This window comes from Shewanella mangrovi, from assembly GCF_000753795.1.
Lineage (GTDB): Bacteria > Pseudomonadota > Gammaproteobacteria > Enterobacterales > Shewanellaceae > Shewanella > Shewanella mangrovi.
The window spans coordinates 71,460-88,869 of the sequence record NZ_JPEO01000016.1; the positions used below are offsets into that span (position 1 = coordinate 71,460).

Consider the following 17,410-nt stretch of genomic DNA (forward strand, 5'->3'; position numbering starts at 1 on the left):
GGCTTTTTTATTTTTTGTCATACGCAATTAGTATTCAGTAAGCAAAATCAGTACACTGAAACGATGCAAAAACACGCTATTTAGCGCCGATTTCTGGTTGATTTAAGCCACAACTGAAACTTTTTTTCATTGACGAATTGAAAAAGTAATACAAATTGGCGTCTAATAGCCAGTCTGAAAAGCATTAATGACAGCTTATCTAAAGGAAGTTATCCATGGCCAATACCCTAGCGCAATTAAAATCTGTAACCACTATCGTTGCCGACACTGGTGATATCGAAGCAATCAAACGCTATCAACCTGAAGATGCAACCACCAACCCTTCACTGATTTTGAAGGCGTCACAGATCCCTGAATACGCTGGTTTGATCGACGAAGCCGTTGCTTGGGCAAAACAGCAAAGCAGCGATAGCGCACAACAGCTGGAAGATGCTGGTGACAAACTAGCGGTTAATATCGGTTTAGAAATTCTCAAAATCGTACCAGGCCGCATCTCTACAGAAGTAGATGCTCGCTTGTCGTTTGACAAAGAAGCCTCGGTAGCTAAAGCGAAAAAGCTGATCAAACTGTACCAAGATGCTGGTATTGATAAGTCTCGTATTCTGATCAAACTGGCCTCGACTTGGGAAGGTATCTGCGCTGCTAAAGAGCTGGAAGCAGAAGGTATCAACTGTAACCTGACACTGCTGTTTAGCTTTGCTCAAGCGCGTGCCTGTGCAGAAGCTGGCGTTTATCTGATTTCCCCATTCGTTGGCCGTATTCTGGACTGGTACAAGAAAAGTACAGGCAAAGATTACACTGCGAGCGAAGATCCAGGTGTTGTGTCAGTTAGCAGCATCTACAACTATTACAAAAAGCATGGTTACAAAACCGTGGTAATGGGCGCGAGCTTCCGTAACACAGGTGAGATCATTGAACTGGCAGGCTGTGACCGTCTGACCATTGGCCCGAACTTGTTAGAAGAGTTAGCCAATGCCGATACCGTTATCGAAGCAAAACTGACTGCAACAACTGACGTCGTCGCCGCTCCTGCTCCTCTGACTGAAGCTGAGTTCCGTTGGGAATTCAACGAAGACGCTATGGCAGTTGAAAAACTGGCTGAAGGTATTCGCAACTTTGCTATCGACCAAGGCAAACTGGAAGCGATGCTCACCACGAAACTGGCTTAATTTAATAGGACAGAATGATGACTAAGCTGACACAATCTCCTGCATGGCAGGCGTTGTCACAGTTAAGTGGCAATCTGCCGCATATGCGCACCTTGTTTGCTGACAATCCCAAACGCTTTGAGCAGTTGTCATTGAAAAAGTGTGACCTGTTTTTGGATTATTCAAAAAACAGATTAACCGACGAAGTGCTGCAACAACTGTTTGCATTGGCTAAAGATGCCGGACTGAAGCAGAAAATCACCGCGATGTTTAACGGTGACATCATCAACACCACTGAAAAACGTGCCGTATTGCACACCGCCCTACGCGCTGCGGCTGACGCTGATATTCGTGTGGATGGCGTGAATGTGGTGCCCGAAGTACAAGCAACGCTGGCCAAGATGGAACAGTTTGTGGCTGACGTTCACGAAGGCCGCTGGTTGGGTTATACAGGTAAAGCCATTACTGATGTGGTATCTATCGGGATTGGTGGTTCGTTCTTGGGGCCTAAAATCGCCTCTGAAGCACTGCGTCCCTACTGGAACGGTGCGGTAAAATGCCACTATGTAGCCAACGTCGATGCAACCTCTATTGCCGAAAAACTGAAGTTAGTCGCTCCAGAAACTACCCTGTTCCTGACATCTTCTAAATCATTTGGTACGCAAGAAACACTGACCAATACTCTCAGCGCTAAAGCTTGGTTTTTGGCTCATGGTGGTACTCAGCAAGATGTGGCTAAACATTTTGCGGCGATCACCTCCAACGTCGCTAAAGCGACGGACTTTGGTATCGACGAAACCAACATTTTCCCAATGTGGGACTGGGTTGGCGGTCGTTACTCACTGTGGTCAGCTATCGGCTTACCTATCGCGCTGCTGATTGGCATGGATAACTTCCGTGAGCTGCTCGCGGGTGCGCGTGAAATGGATCAACACTTTGCTACCGCACCGTTAAATGAAAACATGCCGGTTATCATGGGCATGCTATCGCTGTGGTACAACAACTTCTTTAATGCGCAATCCCATGTTGTGTTGACCTACGATCACTATCTGCGTGGCCTGCCAGCTTATTTCCAACAGCTTGATATGGAAAGTAACGGTAAGTCAGCCAAGATGGATGGCAGCCAAGTTGACTACAGCACAGGTCCCGTGATTTGGGGCGGTGAAGGCACCAACGGTCAGCACGCTTACCATCAGTTATTGCACCAAGGTACTGCACTGATCCCGGCTGATTTCATCATGCCACTACAAAGCCATAATCCTCTCGGAGAGCATCATATTCAGTTGGCCTCTAACTGTTTTGGTCAAACCCAAGCATTGATGCAAGGACGTACCTTTGATGAAGCCATGGCAGAGCTAAAAGACAGCAAGCTGTCTGATGCCGATAAGGCGCTTATCGCTAAGCACAAAGAGATGGCAGGTAATAAGCCTAGCAACACCATCCTAATGGATAAGCTGACGCCAAAAACCTTAGGCGCGCTGATCGCATTGTACGAACACCGTACGCTGGTTCAGGGCACGATCTGGGACATCAACTCATTTGACCAATGGGGTGTCGAGCTTGGCAAGACACTGGGTAACGACGTGTTAGCACGCCTTGCTGCTGACAGTGATTGTGATGGTTTGGATGCGTCTAGTAACGGTCTGATTAACGCCTTCAAAAAAGGCTGTATCTGATCCCGTTCACACATTCACGACGTGGTAAAAGCCGGCAGCAATGCCGGCTTTTTTGTATCTCTTTAGAGGTAAACGTAATTTTCATCTAACTGCCATTTTTTATTAACAGCATCGAAACATTTATCTTGCACCCTGTTTAATATCTATGCTATTTAAAGCTAGAAAACATACAACAACAGGAGGTTGCCATGGATCGCTTAGGTTATGGTAGTGCGCTGGAAGAAAACACAGAAAGTGCTGGACGTTCTAGAGGTTCAAATAAAAAACGCAAATGGCGTGAAATTGAAGCTTTAAAAGAGAAGCATCGTCTACTGAAAGAGTTGAGGGAAATTGACAGTAATTTCGATTCAGATCTCGATAGTTTGTTGATCTAGCCTCCTGTAAAAAAGCCCCGATAATCGGGGCTTTTTGTTACCTATTCTGCCGTAGTTAGCGTAGCTCTGCGGGAACGGCGAATACAGTGTCTTCTTCGCGTCCAGCGACTTCAGTTACCACGCCAGGCGCTATCTTAACGACTGCTTCAATCACTTGCTGTACCAACACCTCAGGCGCAGAAGCACCAGCCGTCACAGCCACTTTAGTGACACCTTCAAACCACTGACAATCCAAGTCTTCCGATGAATCCAGCAGATATGCACGAGTTCCCGATTTCTCCGCAAGTTCACGCAGGCGATTGGAGTTAGAACTATTTTTTGAACCAACCACAATCAGCATATCCACGTCGGATGCTAGCTTTCTCACTGCATCCTGACGATTCTGCGTGGCGTAACAGATATCATCCTTACGAGGCCCTTCAATGCACGGGAAACGCGCCTGTAGTGCCGCTATGATGTCCTGAGTGTCATCGACTGACAGCGTAGTTTGAGTAACGAAGCAGAGATTGGCAGGATTTTTTACCTGCATCTTGGTGACATCGTCCACCGACTCCACCAAGTAAACACCACCTTCAGGGTTATCGTATTGCCCCATGGTGCCTTCAACTTCTGGGTGGCCTTCATGACCAATCAGAATACATTCGATCCCTTTACGACTGGCGCGCGTCACCTGCAGGTGAACCTTGGTTACCAATGGACAGGTCGCATCAAACACCTTTAGGCCACGGGCTTTCGCTTCTTGTCGTACCGCTTGCGATACGCCGTGCGCACTAAAAATCACGATACTGTCATCAGGCACTTGCTCAAGTTCATCGACAAATACCGCACCACGATCTTTAAGATTTTGCACCACATAGCGGTTATGCACGACTTCATGGCGCACATAGATGGGGGGCGAAAACAACTCTAATGCACGTTCAACAATGCTGATGGCGCGATCTACCCCGGCACAAAAACCACGGGGATTAGCCAACATAATATTGAGTCCGCCTGCGGCAGGTTTTAACGCTGTCATATTAGCGCTCCTCAATCACTTCAACTTGGAATGTCAGAGTATGACCCGCCAAAGGATGATTCATATCAACGGTGACCGAATCCCCCGCGACATCACGCACAATACCGGGGATTTCGCTACCACCTGGGCCAGCGAAGCCAACAATAACGCCAGCTTCCAGTTTCATGTCAGCCGGAAACTTACTGCGGTCGAGATAGTAAATCGCATCGGGATTTGGCTCACCGAACGCATCAACTGGCGCTAAGGTAAACTCGGTTTTATCACCAACACTTAACCCTTCAAGCGCCTTTTCAAACGCTGGGCTCAAACTATCATCACCGATATTAAGCAAGGTCGGTTGGTTATTGCTGCGCGTGTTCTCAGCGGTAGAACCATCGTCGAGTAGAATCGCCATATGACACAGTAAAGAACGGGTTAACTCAGCCATTAGCGTTATCCTCTTTGTGTTTCTTGGCAAAAAAACCTTCAAAGATAATCAATACCGCACCGACACAAATCGCCGAGTCGGCAATATTAAATGCGGGATAGTGATAGTTTTGATAGTAGAAATGTAGAAAATCCACCACGAACCCATGGATGAGCCGATCCAGCAGATTTCCTAAGGCGCCGCCAATAACTAAGGTAAACGCTACGCCATTAAGCTTTTCTGTCCAATGCTGGCGGCGTAACCACACAGTTAATACCACGCTAAAACCAACCGCTACCAAGGCAAACAGCCAGCGCTGCCAGCCGCCCGCATCATGCAGGAAGCTAAACGCAGCACCGGTATTTTGTCGATAAGTCAGCGAGAAGAATGGCAACAGGTTAAGTGATTCATTCAACTTGAAGTTGGCTAAAATCCACTGTTTAGAAAGTTGGTCGGCAATTAACACCAGACCAACAATCCAATACCAGCGCAAGCCACTTTGTTTCCAATCAGCAGGCATGCTGGCCACCTTATGCAAATTCGCGTTGTTCGCCATCACCTTCAATGTTGGTCACACAGCGACCACACAGATGTGGATGAGCTTCATTCACACCGACATCTTCACGATGGTGCCAGCAACGCTCACATTTCTCAGCATCAGTTTTTGCCACGACAAGCTTCAGCGCTTTCAACTCTGTTTCAGCAGCGGTTGCAGGCGCATCAGCCAGAGCAACAACAGTCGCTTTTGAGGTCAACAGCACAAAGCGCAGTTCGTCACCAAGCTTAGACAATGAAGCGGCAAGTACATCATCCGCGTACAAGGTCACTTCCGCTTCCAAGGCGCCACCGATCACTTTGTCACGACGGCCCTGCTCCAGTGCTTTGTTCACTTCATCACGCACGGTCAGCAGCTGTTGCCAGTAGTCATCGCTCAAATCATCTTCTAAAGTGACACTACGCAGGCCGTCATACCACTCTTGAGTAAATACGTACTGTTCGCGCTCACCTGGCAGCAATTGCCAAATCTCATCAGCAGTAAAGCTGAGGATTGGCGCAATCCAACGCACCAGAGCTTCAGAAATCAAATACAACGCAGATTGACAGCTACGACGCGCATTGCCATCAGCTTTAGCGGTGTATTGACGGTCTTTGATGATATCCAGATAGAAGCTGCCCAATTCAACCGAGCAGAACTGCATCAGTTTCTGAGTCACTACGTGGAAGTTGTATTCGTTATAAGCTTGCAGCAACTCTTGTTGTACGGCATGGGCACGGCGTACTGCCCAACGATCCAATGCCACCATATCTTCAATGGCCACCATATCGGTTGCAGGATTAAAGCCGCTCAAGTTAGCTAACAAGAAACGCGCGGTGTTACGGATACGACGGTAAGCATCAGCACTACGCTTGAGAATTTCGTCAGAAACGGTCATCTCACCGCTGTAGTCGGTAGAAGCCACCCACAGACGCAGAATATCAGCGCCTAAGCTGTTGGTGACTTTCTGCGGTGCAATCACGTTACCGAGTGATTTTGACATCTTGCGGCCTTTGGCGTCCACGGTGAAACCATGGGTCAGCACTTGGCTATAAGGTGCTTCGTTATGCATGGCAGTCGACAACATCAGTGACGACATAAACCAACCGCGGTGTTGGTCTGAACCTTCTAAGTACAAGTCAGCACGTTTGCCTTGGAATTCAGGGCGAGTACCTACCACGGTAGAGAAGGTTGAACCTGAGTCATACCATACGTCTAAGGTGTCAGTCACTTTGCGATATTTGTCAGCTTCATCACCTAAGATTTCAGCGACATCTAAATCCCACCACGCTTGAATGCCTTGCTGTTCGATACGATGCGCGACGCGCTCCATTAAAGCCACGCTGTCAGGATGCAGCTCTTCGGTTTCCTTGTTCACAAACAAGGTGATTGGGACACCCCAAGTACGTTGACGCGAGATACACCAATCTGGACGGTTGGCGACCATCTTCTCAATACGTGCTTCACCCCATTCTGGGATCCACTGAGTTTCGGCAATTTCAGTTAGTGCTTGGCTACGCAGGCCATTTTTATCCATAGAGATAAACCACTGCGGCGTGGCACGGAAGATAATCGGTTTTTTATGGCGCCAGCAATGCGGATAACTATGGTTATATTTTTCAAAGTGCATTAACGCATGGCGCTCTTTGAGCAACTCCACAATGGCGTCATTGGCTTTAAAGACAAACTGACCAGCAAACAAAGGGGTGTCTTCTTTATAAACACCTTCATCGTTTACAGGGTTAGCCACTTCTAGGCCGTACTTGTTTCCTACTACGAAGTCGTCTTGACCATGACCAGGCGCGGTGTGAACGACGCCAGTACCTGAATCGGTCGTCACGTGGTCGCCCAAAATCACTGGCACAGTGAAATCATAGAATGGGTGTTGGAACTGCATCAGCTCCAAAGTATCGCCTTGAGTGCGACCCAACACTTTGGTGTCGGTGGCGCCGTAGCGCTTAGCACACTCTTCCCACAGCGCTTCGGCCAGTACCAAGTGCTTAACGCCGCTTTCCAGTTGCAGTTCAACCAGCACGTAGTCCAAATCAGCACTCACGCACAGGGCGCGGTTCGCTGGCAGCGTCCACGGTGTGGTAGTCCAGATCACCATGGCGATATCATTGATATCTGCTGCGCCAAACGCAGCAGCCACTTTGGCGCTATCTACTGCGGTAAAGGCAACATCAATCGCTGGAGATGTTTTATCTTCGTATTCCACTTCCGCTTCAGCCAACGCAGAACCACAGTCAGTACACCAGTGTACTGGCTTAACACCTTTCTGCAGGTGGCCATTATCGATCACTTTGGCCAGTGAGCGGATGATGTTAGCTTCAGTGTCGAAGTTCATGGTCAGATAAGGATTGCTCCAATCGCCCAACACACCTAAACGGATAAAGTCGTTACGTTGACCGTCGACTTGTTTAGCGGCGTATTGGCGACACTCTGCGCGGAATTCAGCAGCAGAGATCTTCTGCCCTGGTTTACCCGCCTTTTGCTCGACTTTCAGCTCAATTGGTAGACCGTGACAGTCCCAGCCTGGCACGTAAGGCGCATCAAAACCCGACAAGGTTTTTGACTTAATAATAATGTCTTTAAGGATCTTGTTAACTGAGTGACCAATATGAATATCGCCGTTCGCGTATGGAGGGCCGTCGTGAAGAATAAATAAGTCACGGCCAGCGCGGCTGTTGCGGATCTGCTGGTACAGATTGTCTTCGTTCCAGCGATCAAGCATTTGCGGTTCCCGGTTCGCCAGGTTACCACGCATCGGAAACTCAGTTTCCGGCAAATTCAGAGTTGATTTATAGTCGCTCATCGATCCTTTACCATTTCGTTGACTGAAAAATCAGCCTGCATCTTTGCTGAGCAGAGCCTTGGCCCTGTCAACATCTTTATTAATCTGTTGTTTTAACGCCTCAAGAGACTGGAACGGCTTTTCATCACGAATCTTCGCTACCAGTTCTACAGCAACTTTTTTACCGTACAAATTACCTTGAAAATCAAATAGATTGACTTCCAACTGGCACGTTTGCCCCTGTACAGTTGGCCGATAGCCAATATTGGCTACGCCTTCATAGGTATCACTATCATCCCACCAGAGTCGGACTGCAAATACCCCTTTAATCGGAACCACCTTGCGTTTTAACGCGATATTGGCGGTGGGAAAACCGATTGTACGACCAATTTTTTGGCCATGAGCAACGCGACCAGACATCACGTATGGATGCCCTAACAAACGTCTCGCTTGCTCCAAATTACCTGTTACCAGCGCCTGACGGATCATAGTAGAACTCACGCGTTGGTCGCCAACTAAAAAGCTTTGGGTGCTAACGACTGCAAAGCCATACTTTTCCCCGGCGGCACACAGCATCTCAAAGTTGCCGCGGCGCTTTTGCCCAAAGCAAAAGTCATCACCCACCACGAGATACTTCACCCCAAGCTTGTTCACCAGTAACTCTTCAATAAAAGCTTCTGGCTCCATGCTGGCAAAGCGACGGTTAAAATTGACACAGAGCAAACGCTCGATGCCTAACTCTTCTAACAGATGAATTTTATCCGACAGCAAACTCAGGCGCGCAGGTGCATTATCGCCACAAAACAGCTCTTGCGGTTGTGGTTCAAAGGTCATCGCAACTGCCGGTAAGCCTAGATGCTTGGCACGTTTGACCAGATTACCTATCACTTCCGCGTGGCCGCGATGCACCCCATCAAAGTTGCCGATAGTCAGCACACAACCATGATGTTTGGGCAGAATATTGTGAATTCCGCGAATCAATTCCATACAACAAATGACCGCACTGGCGTAAATTGGCGGATTATATACCAGCTCATGATGATAATCAGCCCTTGACGACAGGTTTTGCCTGCCATGGTCGAATCCCAATCAGTAGTAACACAGCTAAATAAAGTAGCGCAGCTTCAGCGATGAGTAACAATAGGTGCCATATGCGCTGACTAAAGCGCCAATCCACCCACTGTTGAATATCTGGCGTGAGATACAGCAGCAAGGCAATCATGGCGACAACGGCAAGTATCACTTTACCGATAAAGACTAAGGTAGTCCGCCCGATTTGGTAGACTTGCCGCTGGTGCAAGCCACGGTATAGCAAGGATGCGTTAAGTGCCGCTGATATAGATGTCGCAATCGCTAACCCGACATAGCCAAAAGGAATAGCAAAAATAACGTTAAACACCATATTACTCAGCATGGCGATAACCCCATATTTCACCGGAGTCTTGGTATCTTGTCTGGCGTAGTAGCCGGGGGCCAGTACCTTAATCAGCATAAAGCTCAGTAAACCTGTGCCATATGCCACTAACGATGCCCCGGCATGGCTCACGTCTTCTACACCAAATTCGCCGCGCATAAACAGCACCAGCAACATCGGCTTTGCCAACACTATCAATCCCGCCATTGCGGGCAAGCCAAGCAGAATGATGGCGCGAATCCCCCAATCCATGGTCTGGCTAAATTCCTGACGGTCGGCACTGACAAAGCGTTTAGACAACGCCGGCAAAATCACCGTCGCAATCGCAATGCCAAACATGCCCAACGGAAATTCCAGTAATCGGTCGGAGTAGTACAACCAGCTAATTGAACCTGTGACGAGAAAACTGGCAATAAAGGTATCAAGCAGCAAGTTGATTTGCGACACACTTACACCAAACAAAGCAGGCAACATTAACTTGCGAATTTTAGTCACACCCTCATCGCGCCAGCCCCACTTAGGTCGCACCAACGCCCTTTCTCTATAAAGGAAGGGAATTTGAAACAGAAACTGGATCACTCCACCCGCAAATACGCCCCAAGCAAGTCCGATTTCCGGACGGGCGAGCTGTGGACTGAGAAAAATAGCGGCGGTAATAATCGCCACATTGAGAAATACTGGCGTAAATGCCGACACCGCAAACCGGCCACGGGTATTCAGGATTGAACCGCTCAGGGCAGTAAAGGTGATAAACCACAAATAAGGAAAGGTAATTTTGAGCATCAAAGACGCCAGCTCAAATTTGGCGCCATCGGCTTCGCCATGTAACCACGCCATAAACCAACCGGCACCGAATAATGCCGTCAGAACTGGCGAGGCAATCACCCCAAAGGCCGTCACTAACGTCACCAATAAGCCTAGGGTTCCGGCAACACGCGCTAATAGCTCACGGACCTCATCACGGCTCTTAGTTTCTTGGTATTCGGTCAGCACTGGCACAAAAGCTTGGGCGAACGCTCCTTCAGCAAACAGTCGTCGTAAAAAGTTGGGAATTTTATTAGCGAAGAAAAACACATCGGCACTTACGCCCGCGCCCATCAGGTTCGCCACAACCACGTCACGCACCAATCCCAGCACTCGAGAAACCAATGTCATCGCACTGACAATGAGTCCTGAGCGAACCAATTTTCTACTCAATCATTTCACCCTGAAAATGGAGGTCGGCGCGGACAGCGTAAAATCTCAAAAATTCCTTTTTGGACTGTCACACGCTAATTTTTACTGTTAGAATGCGCCCCATCTTACACGAGTTGGGTTGAGGAAGGCCAAACGGCTCGGAATATTTTGCTTTTATGGCGGAATTTCCACCGACGTCATTGACAAAGTGACGAAAAACGGGCATCCTCCTCGGCCTTTAAAAGTTATCATTCCAGTTTTTAGGAGTTGCACCTTGGCTAACAGCAAGACTGCAAAGAAACGCGCACTTCAATCTGAAAAGCGCCGTCAACACAATGCGAGCCGCCGCTCAATGATGCGTACTTACGTTAAGAAAGTTATCGCTGCTATCAGAGCTGGTGATCACGCTGCTGCCGTTGAAGCTTTCAACGCTGCACAACCAATTCTCGACCGTATGGCAACCAAAGGCCTGATCCACAAGAACAAGGCTGCTCGTCATAAGGCTCGCTTGAACACTCGTATCAAAGCACTGGCTGCTTAATCTGATTCGAATGTCATTAAAAAAACCGGCTTAAGCCGGTTTTTTTATTGCTGCAATTTAATATCGTTCAATTAGTGACAATACATATTATCCAGCAAACGGATGATCTCGCGCACTTCCTCACTTTTCAGTGAGTAATACACAGTCTGCGCTTCTTTACGGGTCGTCACCAAATTATCTTTGCGTAACCAAGCTAAGTGCTGTGATAACGCTGATTGGCTTAACCCAAGTTTTTTGTTCATTTCGCCAACGCACATCTCGCCTTCATTCAGCAGATAGCACAAAATAAACAACCGTCTTTCATTTGCCAGCGCCTTCAGCAGAACCACTGCATGGTCTGCGCGCTGCTGCATCAACTCTATATTCATACGAGCCTACTCTCCTAAAATAAATTCCAACCCTAATATAGCGTCGGCTTACACAGAGAGACGCGACCTAAAGCACATTTTTTGGTACATTCTTTTCAAAAATGGGACACACGTACAAAAAACAAGGAATTCTATGAGAAAATCACTCCCTATTTTCATTACCTCATTGATCTTAAGCTACTTTCCCAATGTCGCATGTGCGGAAAGTTCCAATTTAAATCAAAAGGTTGCGATAGATCTCTCGCAGAAAGCGCTCCAATCTGACCTCGCTTATAAAATTACAGAATCTTTGACAGTTGAAGTTGGTCCGCGTCTCGCTGGCAGTCCAGAAAATGCCGTTGCTGTTGCTTGGGCCGAAGCCAAGCTGACGTCGCTAGGATTTGATAAAGTCTATAAAGAACCGGTAGTTGTACCGGTTTGGCAACGAGGCGAAGCCTCTGCAAAAGTCATTTCTCCCTACCCGCAAAATTTAGTATTGACCGCGTTAGGTGGCAGTGTCGCCACGCCGAAGGAAGGGCTAACTGCGAAGATCGCCCGTTTTGACACGTTAGACGCATTAAAACATGCATCCAAGAAGAATGTTGCCGGGAAAATCGTATTTATAGATCAGAAGACCGAGCGCTTTAAAACAGGGGCTGGCTACGGCAAAAGTGTTGCTGGTCGAGTAAATGGTGCCATCGAAGCCGCTAAGCTCGGGGCCGTTGCCATTGTCATACGCTCAATCGGTACTGACCACGACCGTCTAGCCCACACGGGCATGATGCACTATGACGATAAGGTGGCCAAAATCCCTGCGGCAGCCTTGAGTAATCCTGACGCAGATCTACTCAATGCCATGCTGACACGCACCGACGATGTAACACTACAACTGACGCTAACGCCTAAATCACAAGGTACCACTGCAACTTATAACGTTATCGGGGAATTTACCGGTGCCTCCAAGCCTGATGAAATCGTGCTGTTAGGCGCTCATCTGGATTCTTGGGATGAAGGGACAGGCGCGATTGATGATGCATCTGGTGTGGCGATTGTGACTGCCGCAGCTAAATTGATTGGTGAATTACCCCAGCGTCCGGCGCGTACCATCCGCGTAGTGCTATTTGCCGCCGAAGAAATTGGAATGATTGGCGGTAAAGCCTATGTGGAGCGACATAAAGACGAAATGGCAAAACACTATATTGCCGCCGAGTCTGATTTTGGTGCAGATCGCATCTACCGCGCCGACCTTAAAGTGGCTGCAAGCGTCTTTAACGAAGCACAAGCGTTACTTACCAGCCTGACAGCTATCGGCGTTGAGTTAGGTGATAACAACGCCCGTGGTGGCTCTGAAGTGTCACTATTACCCGCCCAAGGTGTGCCAGTAGCCTCGCTGAGACAAAATGGGCAGGACTACTTTGACTATCACCACACACCAAACGACACCCTCGATAAAGTGGATCCAGCCGCCTTAGCCCAAAATGTGGCGGTGTATGCCCAGTTTGCCTACCTGATGGCGCAGTCTGAACTCGTACTTCGCCCGCTAAAATAGTGACTTTTGTTAACTGCTGGTGATGCTTATGTAGCACCAGCAGTTTGAGTTCGTGACAACGCTCACAGTCAAATCACAACAATGCCTTTGGCGCCGCAGAAGTTTACGCTTTGGTGCCAGCCCACTACGCACTCTGCAAAATATTTGCGATAATTTATTTATCTTTCAAAAGTTTTTAATCGCGGGAACTTTAACCGTGTTCGAAAAAGCCACTCGGCTATCGGCCTTTATTTATCGTTACGCCAGAATTGTCCACACCTTTAAAATTGCCCTTGCGTTAGGGCTAGTCGCTTTAGTGAACGGCTTTTGGCCAGTACCGCACTTTATATGGAGCATGGTGACGATTGTCATCATCATGATGGGGCTGCCGCAGGTTGGTGGTGCAATTGAAAAATCGATGCAACGTGCCGTGGGCACCTTACTTGGTGCGAGTTATGGTGTGTTGCTGGTGATCTTCATCGACCAATACTGGCACCTTATGGGACTCCTGATCCTTGGCGTCACCATTGTTTGCTATCTCAATGCTGGCCGCTATAGCTACGCTTACTTGGTTACCGGCTTTACCATGATTATCGTGATTGGTGATGCAAACCATGATACCTCTGCCGCCTTATGGCGCACGGCGAACATTCTCATCGGCTGTGTCGTCGCCGTGTTAGTTTCGCTGTTTGTTCTGCCAATTAAAGCCAAACAAGACTGGCGGGCGCAGATGGCAAAAACCTTTTCGATGATGGCTAAAGTACTGGATGCTCACCTTAATCATGATGGCGATAGCAAGAAGGCCAGAAGTCATCTAGAAAACGCAATGAAAGCGGTATTGGCGCAAAAGAAGCTGATGTTTTCGCTCGAATGGGAAAGCCAGACATTAAAAAAACATGCAGCGACCGTCACTGAACTCGCCGATGAACAGGTGCGCGTGATAACGCTGCTCGAGTTGCTATTGCAAAGCAAATTGAATGAAGAACAACATCCCGCGCTACCGCAAATCCAACAATTTGCGCAAATCATGCAGCAACATTTGCTGGAGTTGGCGGATTACCTCTCAGGTAAAGTCGACAAACAACCATTATTGCCGGCTGGCTTTAGTTATCAGTTGGAGCAACAGTTGATTGCGCTGCAACAGCGTGAGCACACACACGACAGTGAATCTGCTCAGCGCGCGTTTTCGCTCAATGGCTACAGCTGGTTAATCTTCCAGCTGGCGCTCGCGCTAACAGGCATTCATACACAGCTCGATAAATTGATCGCCGCCTATCGTCATAAAGCCAGATTGCTGGCCACCTTAACCGACAGCGTTTCTCCACGGGGGAACGCCAAATCACCTAAGGTCAAAGCTAACGAAGCGGTAGACAAGCAGGAGTAGTCAGACGACTACTCCCACACTAACTCGCGAAAATGTTTGCGGCATACAGACTCATAGCTCTCGTTGCCGCCGATCGCCACCTGCGCACCTTCTTTGACTGCGCGTCCTTCGCTGTCTCGGCGAATCACCATATTGGCTTTACGGCCGCAGAAGCAGATCGTTTTCAGTTCAACTAACTTATCGGCCCACGCCAGTAGATATTGGCTTCCAGTGAACAGCTCGCCTTGAAAGTCGGTACGTAAGCCATAACACAGGACTGGAATATCAAGACAATCGACCACATAGGCCAACTGCTTCACTTGGGTCTTACTCAGAAATTGCGACTCATCCACCAGCACGCAATGGATATGCTGACGCTGATGCTCTGCGGCAATCAACTGCGATAAGTCATCGCTGCTATTAAATATTGACGCCTCACACTCAATGCCTATGCGAGAAGCGACTTTGCCTGTACCGAAGCGGTCATCAATGGCTGGCGTCAATACCAGCGTATGCATACCACGCTCGCGGTAGTTATAAGAAGACTGCAATAGCGAGGTCGATTTCCCGGCATTCATCGCCGAATAGTAAAAGTAAAGCTGAGCCAAACCCGGCGCTCCGAACATGATTAATGGCGGCCATAATACCCTGTTCGGACTGAAAAATCAGGTCAGGTTAATGACGGCTATCACGCGGATGTCACGGCATTTTCTTAATTTGTTACATTTTTATCACAGTCTATCTCTCAGTTAAGACACATCACCCGGCGCATTTCAGATTGGATTAACCCCGGCTTGTTAGTTTGCCGAGCTTATTGACCGCTAATCGAAGGAAAACAATAAAATGCGCAAGACGCTCATCGCCATTGTGCTCGGGCAAGTATTGCTCGTGGCTGGCTGTTCAAAATCTGAAGAGATGACATCGACTACAGCTGCAGAAGCACCAGCAACACCAGTAGCAGCAACTCAAACTCTCGAACAACAAAATCCCTTGTTTGCTGCTAGCCAACTGCAATACCAAGCACCCGACTTTAGCGCCATCAAAACGGAACACTTCCAACCCGCTTTAGAAGCAGGCATAACCGCTCAAATGGCAGAAGTATTAACCATTGCTGAGCAGGCGGATGCGCCGACATTCAGTAATACCATTGAAGCGCTGGAGCGTTCTGGAGCGCTGTTGAGTCGCGCAGCAGCGGTGTTTTACAATCTGAGCAGTTCCAACAGCAATGAAGATATCCGCCGCATTCAGCGCGAAATGGCGCCCAAAATGGCGGCGCATACCGACAACATCAATCTAAATGCAAAGCTGTTTAACCGTATTGACTCACTTTACCAACAGCGCGAGCAACTCGCATTGACACCTGAGCAAGTACGTTTAATTGAGGTCTATCACCAACGCTTCGTCCTAGCTGGTGCCCGCCTAACTGACGATCAGAAAGTGCAAATTCGCGCACTGAACGAAGAAGAGTCGACCCTGACGAATGATTTTCAGCAGCGTCTATTGAAGCTCACCAAAGAAAATGCAGTGCTGGTTGCTGACGTGAAGATGCTCAATGGCTTATCAGACTCCGCCATTCGTAATGCCGCCAAAGATGCCAAGGACGCGGGCCATGATGGCCAGTATCTGCTGAATATCACCAATACCACTCGTCAACCAGTATTGGCGCAGTTGAACAACCGTGAACTACGCCAGCAGATTTGGCAAGCATCCTCAAGCCGCGGCTTAACTGGCGATAATGAAACCGCCTCTTTGGTCGCACGATTAGCCAAACTGCGTGCGCAAAAAGCAGAACTATTGGGTTATGAAAACTGGGCGACCTATCGTTTAGCGCCACAAATGGCGAAAACGCCAGCAGCAGTTTTTGACATGTTTGGTTCAATGGTGCCTGCGGTAGTGGAAAATACCGAAAAAGAAGCGGCCGCTATCCAAGCCATGATTAAAGAAACCGGTGCTGATTTTGAATTGCAGCCATGGGACTGGGCCTACTACGCCGAGAAAGTGCGTAAAGCGCAATATGATCTTGATGAAAGCAGCCTTAAGCCTTACTTCGAATTTAACCGCGTGCTGCAAGATGGTGTGTTCTTTACGCTGAATCAACTCTACGGCGTAACGTTCAAACCACGTCCAGATCTGCCGGTCTATCATCCAGATGTGAAAGCGTGGGAAATGTTTGACGCTGATGGCAGTAGTATGGCGATTTTCTACGGCGACTACTTTGCGCGAGAAGGCAAACGTGGTGGCGCTTGGATGAGCTCATTTGTACGCCAAAGCGAACTGCTGAACCAGAAGCCTGTCGTCGTCAACGTGATGAACATCCAAAAAGCTCCTGACGGCGAACCAACCTTTGTCAGCTATGACCAGGTAACCACCATGTTCCACGAGCTGGGACACGGCACGCACGGCATGTTCTCCAAAGTGAAGTACCCAAGCCTGTCAGGCACAGCGGTTTCACGTGATTTTGTCGAGTTTCCATCCACCTTTGAAGAGGATTGGGCTGGTCATCCAACGGTATTGGCCAACTATGCTAAGCACTATCAAACCGGTGAACCTTTGCCCGCCGATATGCTGGACAAGTTGCTACGTTCACGCAGTTTCAACATGGGCTTCGACACGCTGGAATACATGTCTGCCGCCTTGCTGGATTTGGAATGGCATAGCCTGAAAGCAGATGCACCGCTGCAGGACGTGGCTCAATTTGAAGCTGCGGCACTGGCCAAACACGGGGTGAATCTTTCTGCAGTCCCACCGCGTTATCGTTCAACCTATTTTGCCCATGCGTTCCCCGGCGGCTATAGCGCCAGCTACTACGCGTATATGTGGAGTGAAATCCTTGCGGCAGACGCCTTTGCTTATGTGCAAACACAGGGTGGATTGAATCGTGATATCGGCATGAAGTTCCGTAAAGCGATTCGCGAAGTCGGCAACAGCGTGCCGCCAATGGAGGCTTATGAAAACTTCCGCGGCCAACAGCCAACCACCGACGGCTTATTAAAGCGTCGCGGATTACTGTAAGTTTCCGCTAGCCCCAAAACCAAAAGCGCAGCCTTGAGCTGCGCTTTTTCATTGTCACCCTTAAACCACCTCCTATGGAGG

15 protein-coding genes are annotated in these 17,410 nt (G+C 48.6%); 7 read left to right on the forward strand and 8 right to left on the reverse strand.

The features are described from left to right. Positions 1 to 215: 215 nt before the first annotated feature. The 3 genes from tal (at position 216) to HR45_RS15390 (ending at position 3,198) form a co-directional block, all read left to right on the forward strand. Positions 216 to 1,169 carry a transaldolase gene (gene tal, locus HR45_RS15380; RefSeq protein WP_037444674.1) on the forward strand — a complete coding sequence of 318 codons (954 nt, stop codon included), beginning with the start codon at positions 216 to 218 and terminating at the stop codon, positions 1,167 to 1,169. A gap of 17 nt (positions 1,170 to 1,186) precedes the next feature. Continuing rightward, a complete protein-coding gene (pgi, locus tag HR45_RS15385) occupies positions 1,187 to 2,824 on the forward strand; it encodes a glucose-6-phosphate isomerase (protein WP_037444676.1) in 1,638 nt (545 codons plus the stop codon). A gap of 188 nt (positions 2,825 to 3,012) precedes the next feature. Next, on the forward strand, positions 3,013 to 3,198 hold the full coding sequence (locus HR45_RS15390; protein ID WP_037444678.1) for a DUF3545 family protein: 186 nt from the start codon (positions 3,013 to 3,015) through the stop codon (positions 3,196 to 3,198). 55 nt (positions 3,199 to 3,253) lie between these two features. On the opposite strand, the gene ispH is transcribed toward HR45_RS15390, so the two are convergent. Genes ispH through murJ form a run of 6 tightly spaced genes read right to left on the reverse strand, consistent with a single transcriptional unit; the run spans position 3,254 to position 10,559 of the window. Continuing rightward, positions 3,254 to 4,213, reverse strand: a complete 960-nt coding sequence (ispH, locus tag HR45_RS15395; protein ID WP_037444680.1) for a 4-hydroxy-3-methylbut-2-enyl diphosphate reductase — start codon at positions 4,211 to 4,213, stop codon at positions 3,254 to 3,256. 1 nt (position 4,214) lies between these two features. Beyond that, the gene (fkpB, locus tag HR45_RS15400) at positions 4,215 to 4,640 is read right to left on the reverse strand and encodes an FKBP-type peptidyl-prolyl cis-trans isomerase (protein ID WP_037444682.1); all 426 of its coding nucleotides are present in this window, start codon (positions 4,638 to 4,640) and stop codon (positions 4,215 to 4,217) included. Continuing rightward, positions 4,633 to 5,139 (reverse strand): signal peptidase II, encoded by a 507-nt coding sequence (lspA, locus tag HR45_RS15405; RefSeq protein ID WP_037444735.1) that lies wholly within the window; start codon positions 5,137 to 5,139, stop codon positions 4,633 to 4,635. Before lspA ends, fkpB begins: the two co-directional genes overlap by 8 nt. A 10-nt stretch (positions 5,140 to 5,149) precedes the next feature. After that, positions 5,150 to 7,969 (reverse strand): isoleucine--tRNA ligase, encoded by a 2,820-nt coding sequence (gene ileS / locus HR45_RS15410; protein WP_037444684.1) that lies wholly within the window; start codon positions 7,967 to 7,969, stop codon positions 5,150 to 5,152. A gap of 30 nt (positions 7,970 to 7,999) precedes the next feature. Then, positions 8,000 to 8,935: a bifunctional riboflavin kinase/FAD synthetase gene (ribF, locus tag HR45_RS15415; RefSeq protein ID WP_037444686.1), complete on the reverse strand. Its 936-nt coding sequence runs from the start codon at positions 8,933 to 8,935 to the stop codon at positions 8,000 to 8,002. A gap of 58 nt (positions 8,936 to 8,993) precedes the next feature. Further along, complete coding sequence (murJ, locus tag HR45_RS15420; RefSeq protein ID WP_037444688.1) at positions 8,994 to 10,559, reverse strand: murein biosynthesis integral membrane protein MurJ; 1,566 nt, start codon at positions 10,557 to 10,559, stop codon at positions 8,994 to 8,996. 253 nt (positions 10,560 to 10,812) lie between these two features. Here murJ and rpsT point away from each other — a divergent pair, with 253 nt between their 5' ends. Then, positions 10,813 to 11,079, forward strand: a complete 267-nt coding sequence (gene rpsT, locus HR45_RS15425) for a 30S ribosomal protein S20 (RefSeq protein WP_037444690.1) — start codon at positions 10,813 to 10,815, stop codon at positions 11,077 to 11,079. A gap of 71 nt (positions 11,080 to 11,150) precedes the next feature. On the opposite strand, the gene HR45_RS15430 is transcribed toward rpsT, so the two are convergent. Further along, complete coding sequence (locus HR45_RS15430; RefSeq protein WP_037444692.1) at positions 11,151 to 11,447, reverse strand: ArsR/SmtB family transcription factor; 297 nt, start codon at positions 11,445 to 11,447, stop codon at positions 11,151 to 11,153. 133 nt (positions 11,448 to 11,580) lie between these two features. Between HR45_RS15430 and HR45_RS15435 the strand changes: the two genes are divergently transcribed. Both HR45_RS15435 and HR45_RS15440 read left to right on the forward strand, forming a co-directional pair. Then, complete coding sequence (locus HR45_RS15435; RefSeq protein ID WP_037444695.1) at positions 11,581 to 12,975, forward strand: M20/M25/M40 family metallo-hydrolase; 1,395 nt, start codon at positions 11,581 to 11,583, stop codon at positions 12,973 to 12,975. Positions 12,976 to 13,171: 196 nt separating this feature from the next. After that, positions 13,172 to 14,338: an FUSC family protein gene (locus HR45_RS15440; protein ID WP_241461141.1), complete on the forward strand. Its 1,167-nt coding sequence runs from the start codon at positions 13,172 to 13,174 to the stop codon at positions 14,336 to 14,338. Positions 14,339 to 14,346: 8 nt separating this feature from the next. Here the strand turns inward: HR45_RS15440 and HR45_RS15445 are convergent, their stop codons facing one another. Beyond that, positions 14,347 to 14,925: a thymidine kinase gene (locus HR45_RS15445; RefSeq protein ID WP_037444739.1), complete on the reverse strand. Its 579-nt coding sequence runs from the start codon at positions 14,923 to 14,925 to the stop codon at positions 14,347 to 14,349. A gap of 235 nt (positions 14,926 to 15,160) precedes the next feature. On the opposite strand from HR45_RS15445, the gene HR45_RS15450 reads away from it, so the two are divergent. After that, positions 15,161 to 17,329: a M3 family metallopeptidase gene (locus HR45_RS15450; RefSeq protein WP_037444698.1), complete on the forward strand. Its 2,169-nt coding sequence runs from the start codon at positions 15,161 to 15,163 to the stop codon at positions 17,327 to 17,329. The last annotated feature ends 81 nt before the right edge of the window (positions 17,330 to 17,410 follow it).

Coding starts and splice junctions, on each gene's coding strand:
- fkpB (WP_037444682.1), bottom strand. CDS start 4,640: ATGGCTGAGTTAACCCGTTCTTTACTGTGTCATATGGCGATTCTACTC.
- ileS (WP_037444684.1), bottom strand. CDS start 7,969: ATGAGCGACTATAAATCAACTCTGAATTTGCCGGAAACTGAGTTTCCG.
- ribF (WP_037444686.1), bottom strand. CDS start 8,935: ATGGAATTGATTCGCGGAATTCACAATATTCTGCCCAAACATCATGGT.
- tal (WP_037444674.1), top strand. CDS start 216: ATGGCCAATACCCTAGCGCAATTAAAATCTGTAACCACTATCGTTGCC.
- lspA (WP_037444735.1), bottom strand. CDS start 5,139: ATGCCTGCTGATTGGAAACAAAGTGGCTTGCGCTGGTATTGGATTGTT.
- ispH (WP_037444680.1), bottom strand. CDS start 4,213: ATGACAGCGTTAAAACCTGCCGCAGGCGGACTCAATATTATGTTGGCT.
- HR45_RS15450 (WP_037444698.1), top strand. CDS start 15,161: ATGCGCAAGACGCTCATCGCCATTGTGCTCGGGCAAGTATTGCTCGTG.
- HR45_RS15435 (WP_037444695.1), top strand. CDS start 11,581: ATGAGAAAATCACTCCCTATTTTCATTACCTCATTGATCTTAAGCTAC.
- HR45_RS15390 (WP_037444678.1), top strand. CDS start 3,013: ATGGATCGCTTAGGTTATGGTAGTGCGCTGGAAGAAAACACAGAAAGT.
- pgi (WP_037444676.1), top strand. CDS start 1,187: ATGACTAAGCTGACACAATCTCCTGCATGGCAGGCGTTGTCACAGTTA.
- HR45_RS15430 (WP_037444692.1), bottom strand. CDS start 11,447: ATGAATATAGAGTTGATGCAGCAGCGCGCAGACCATGCAGTGGTTCTG.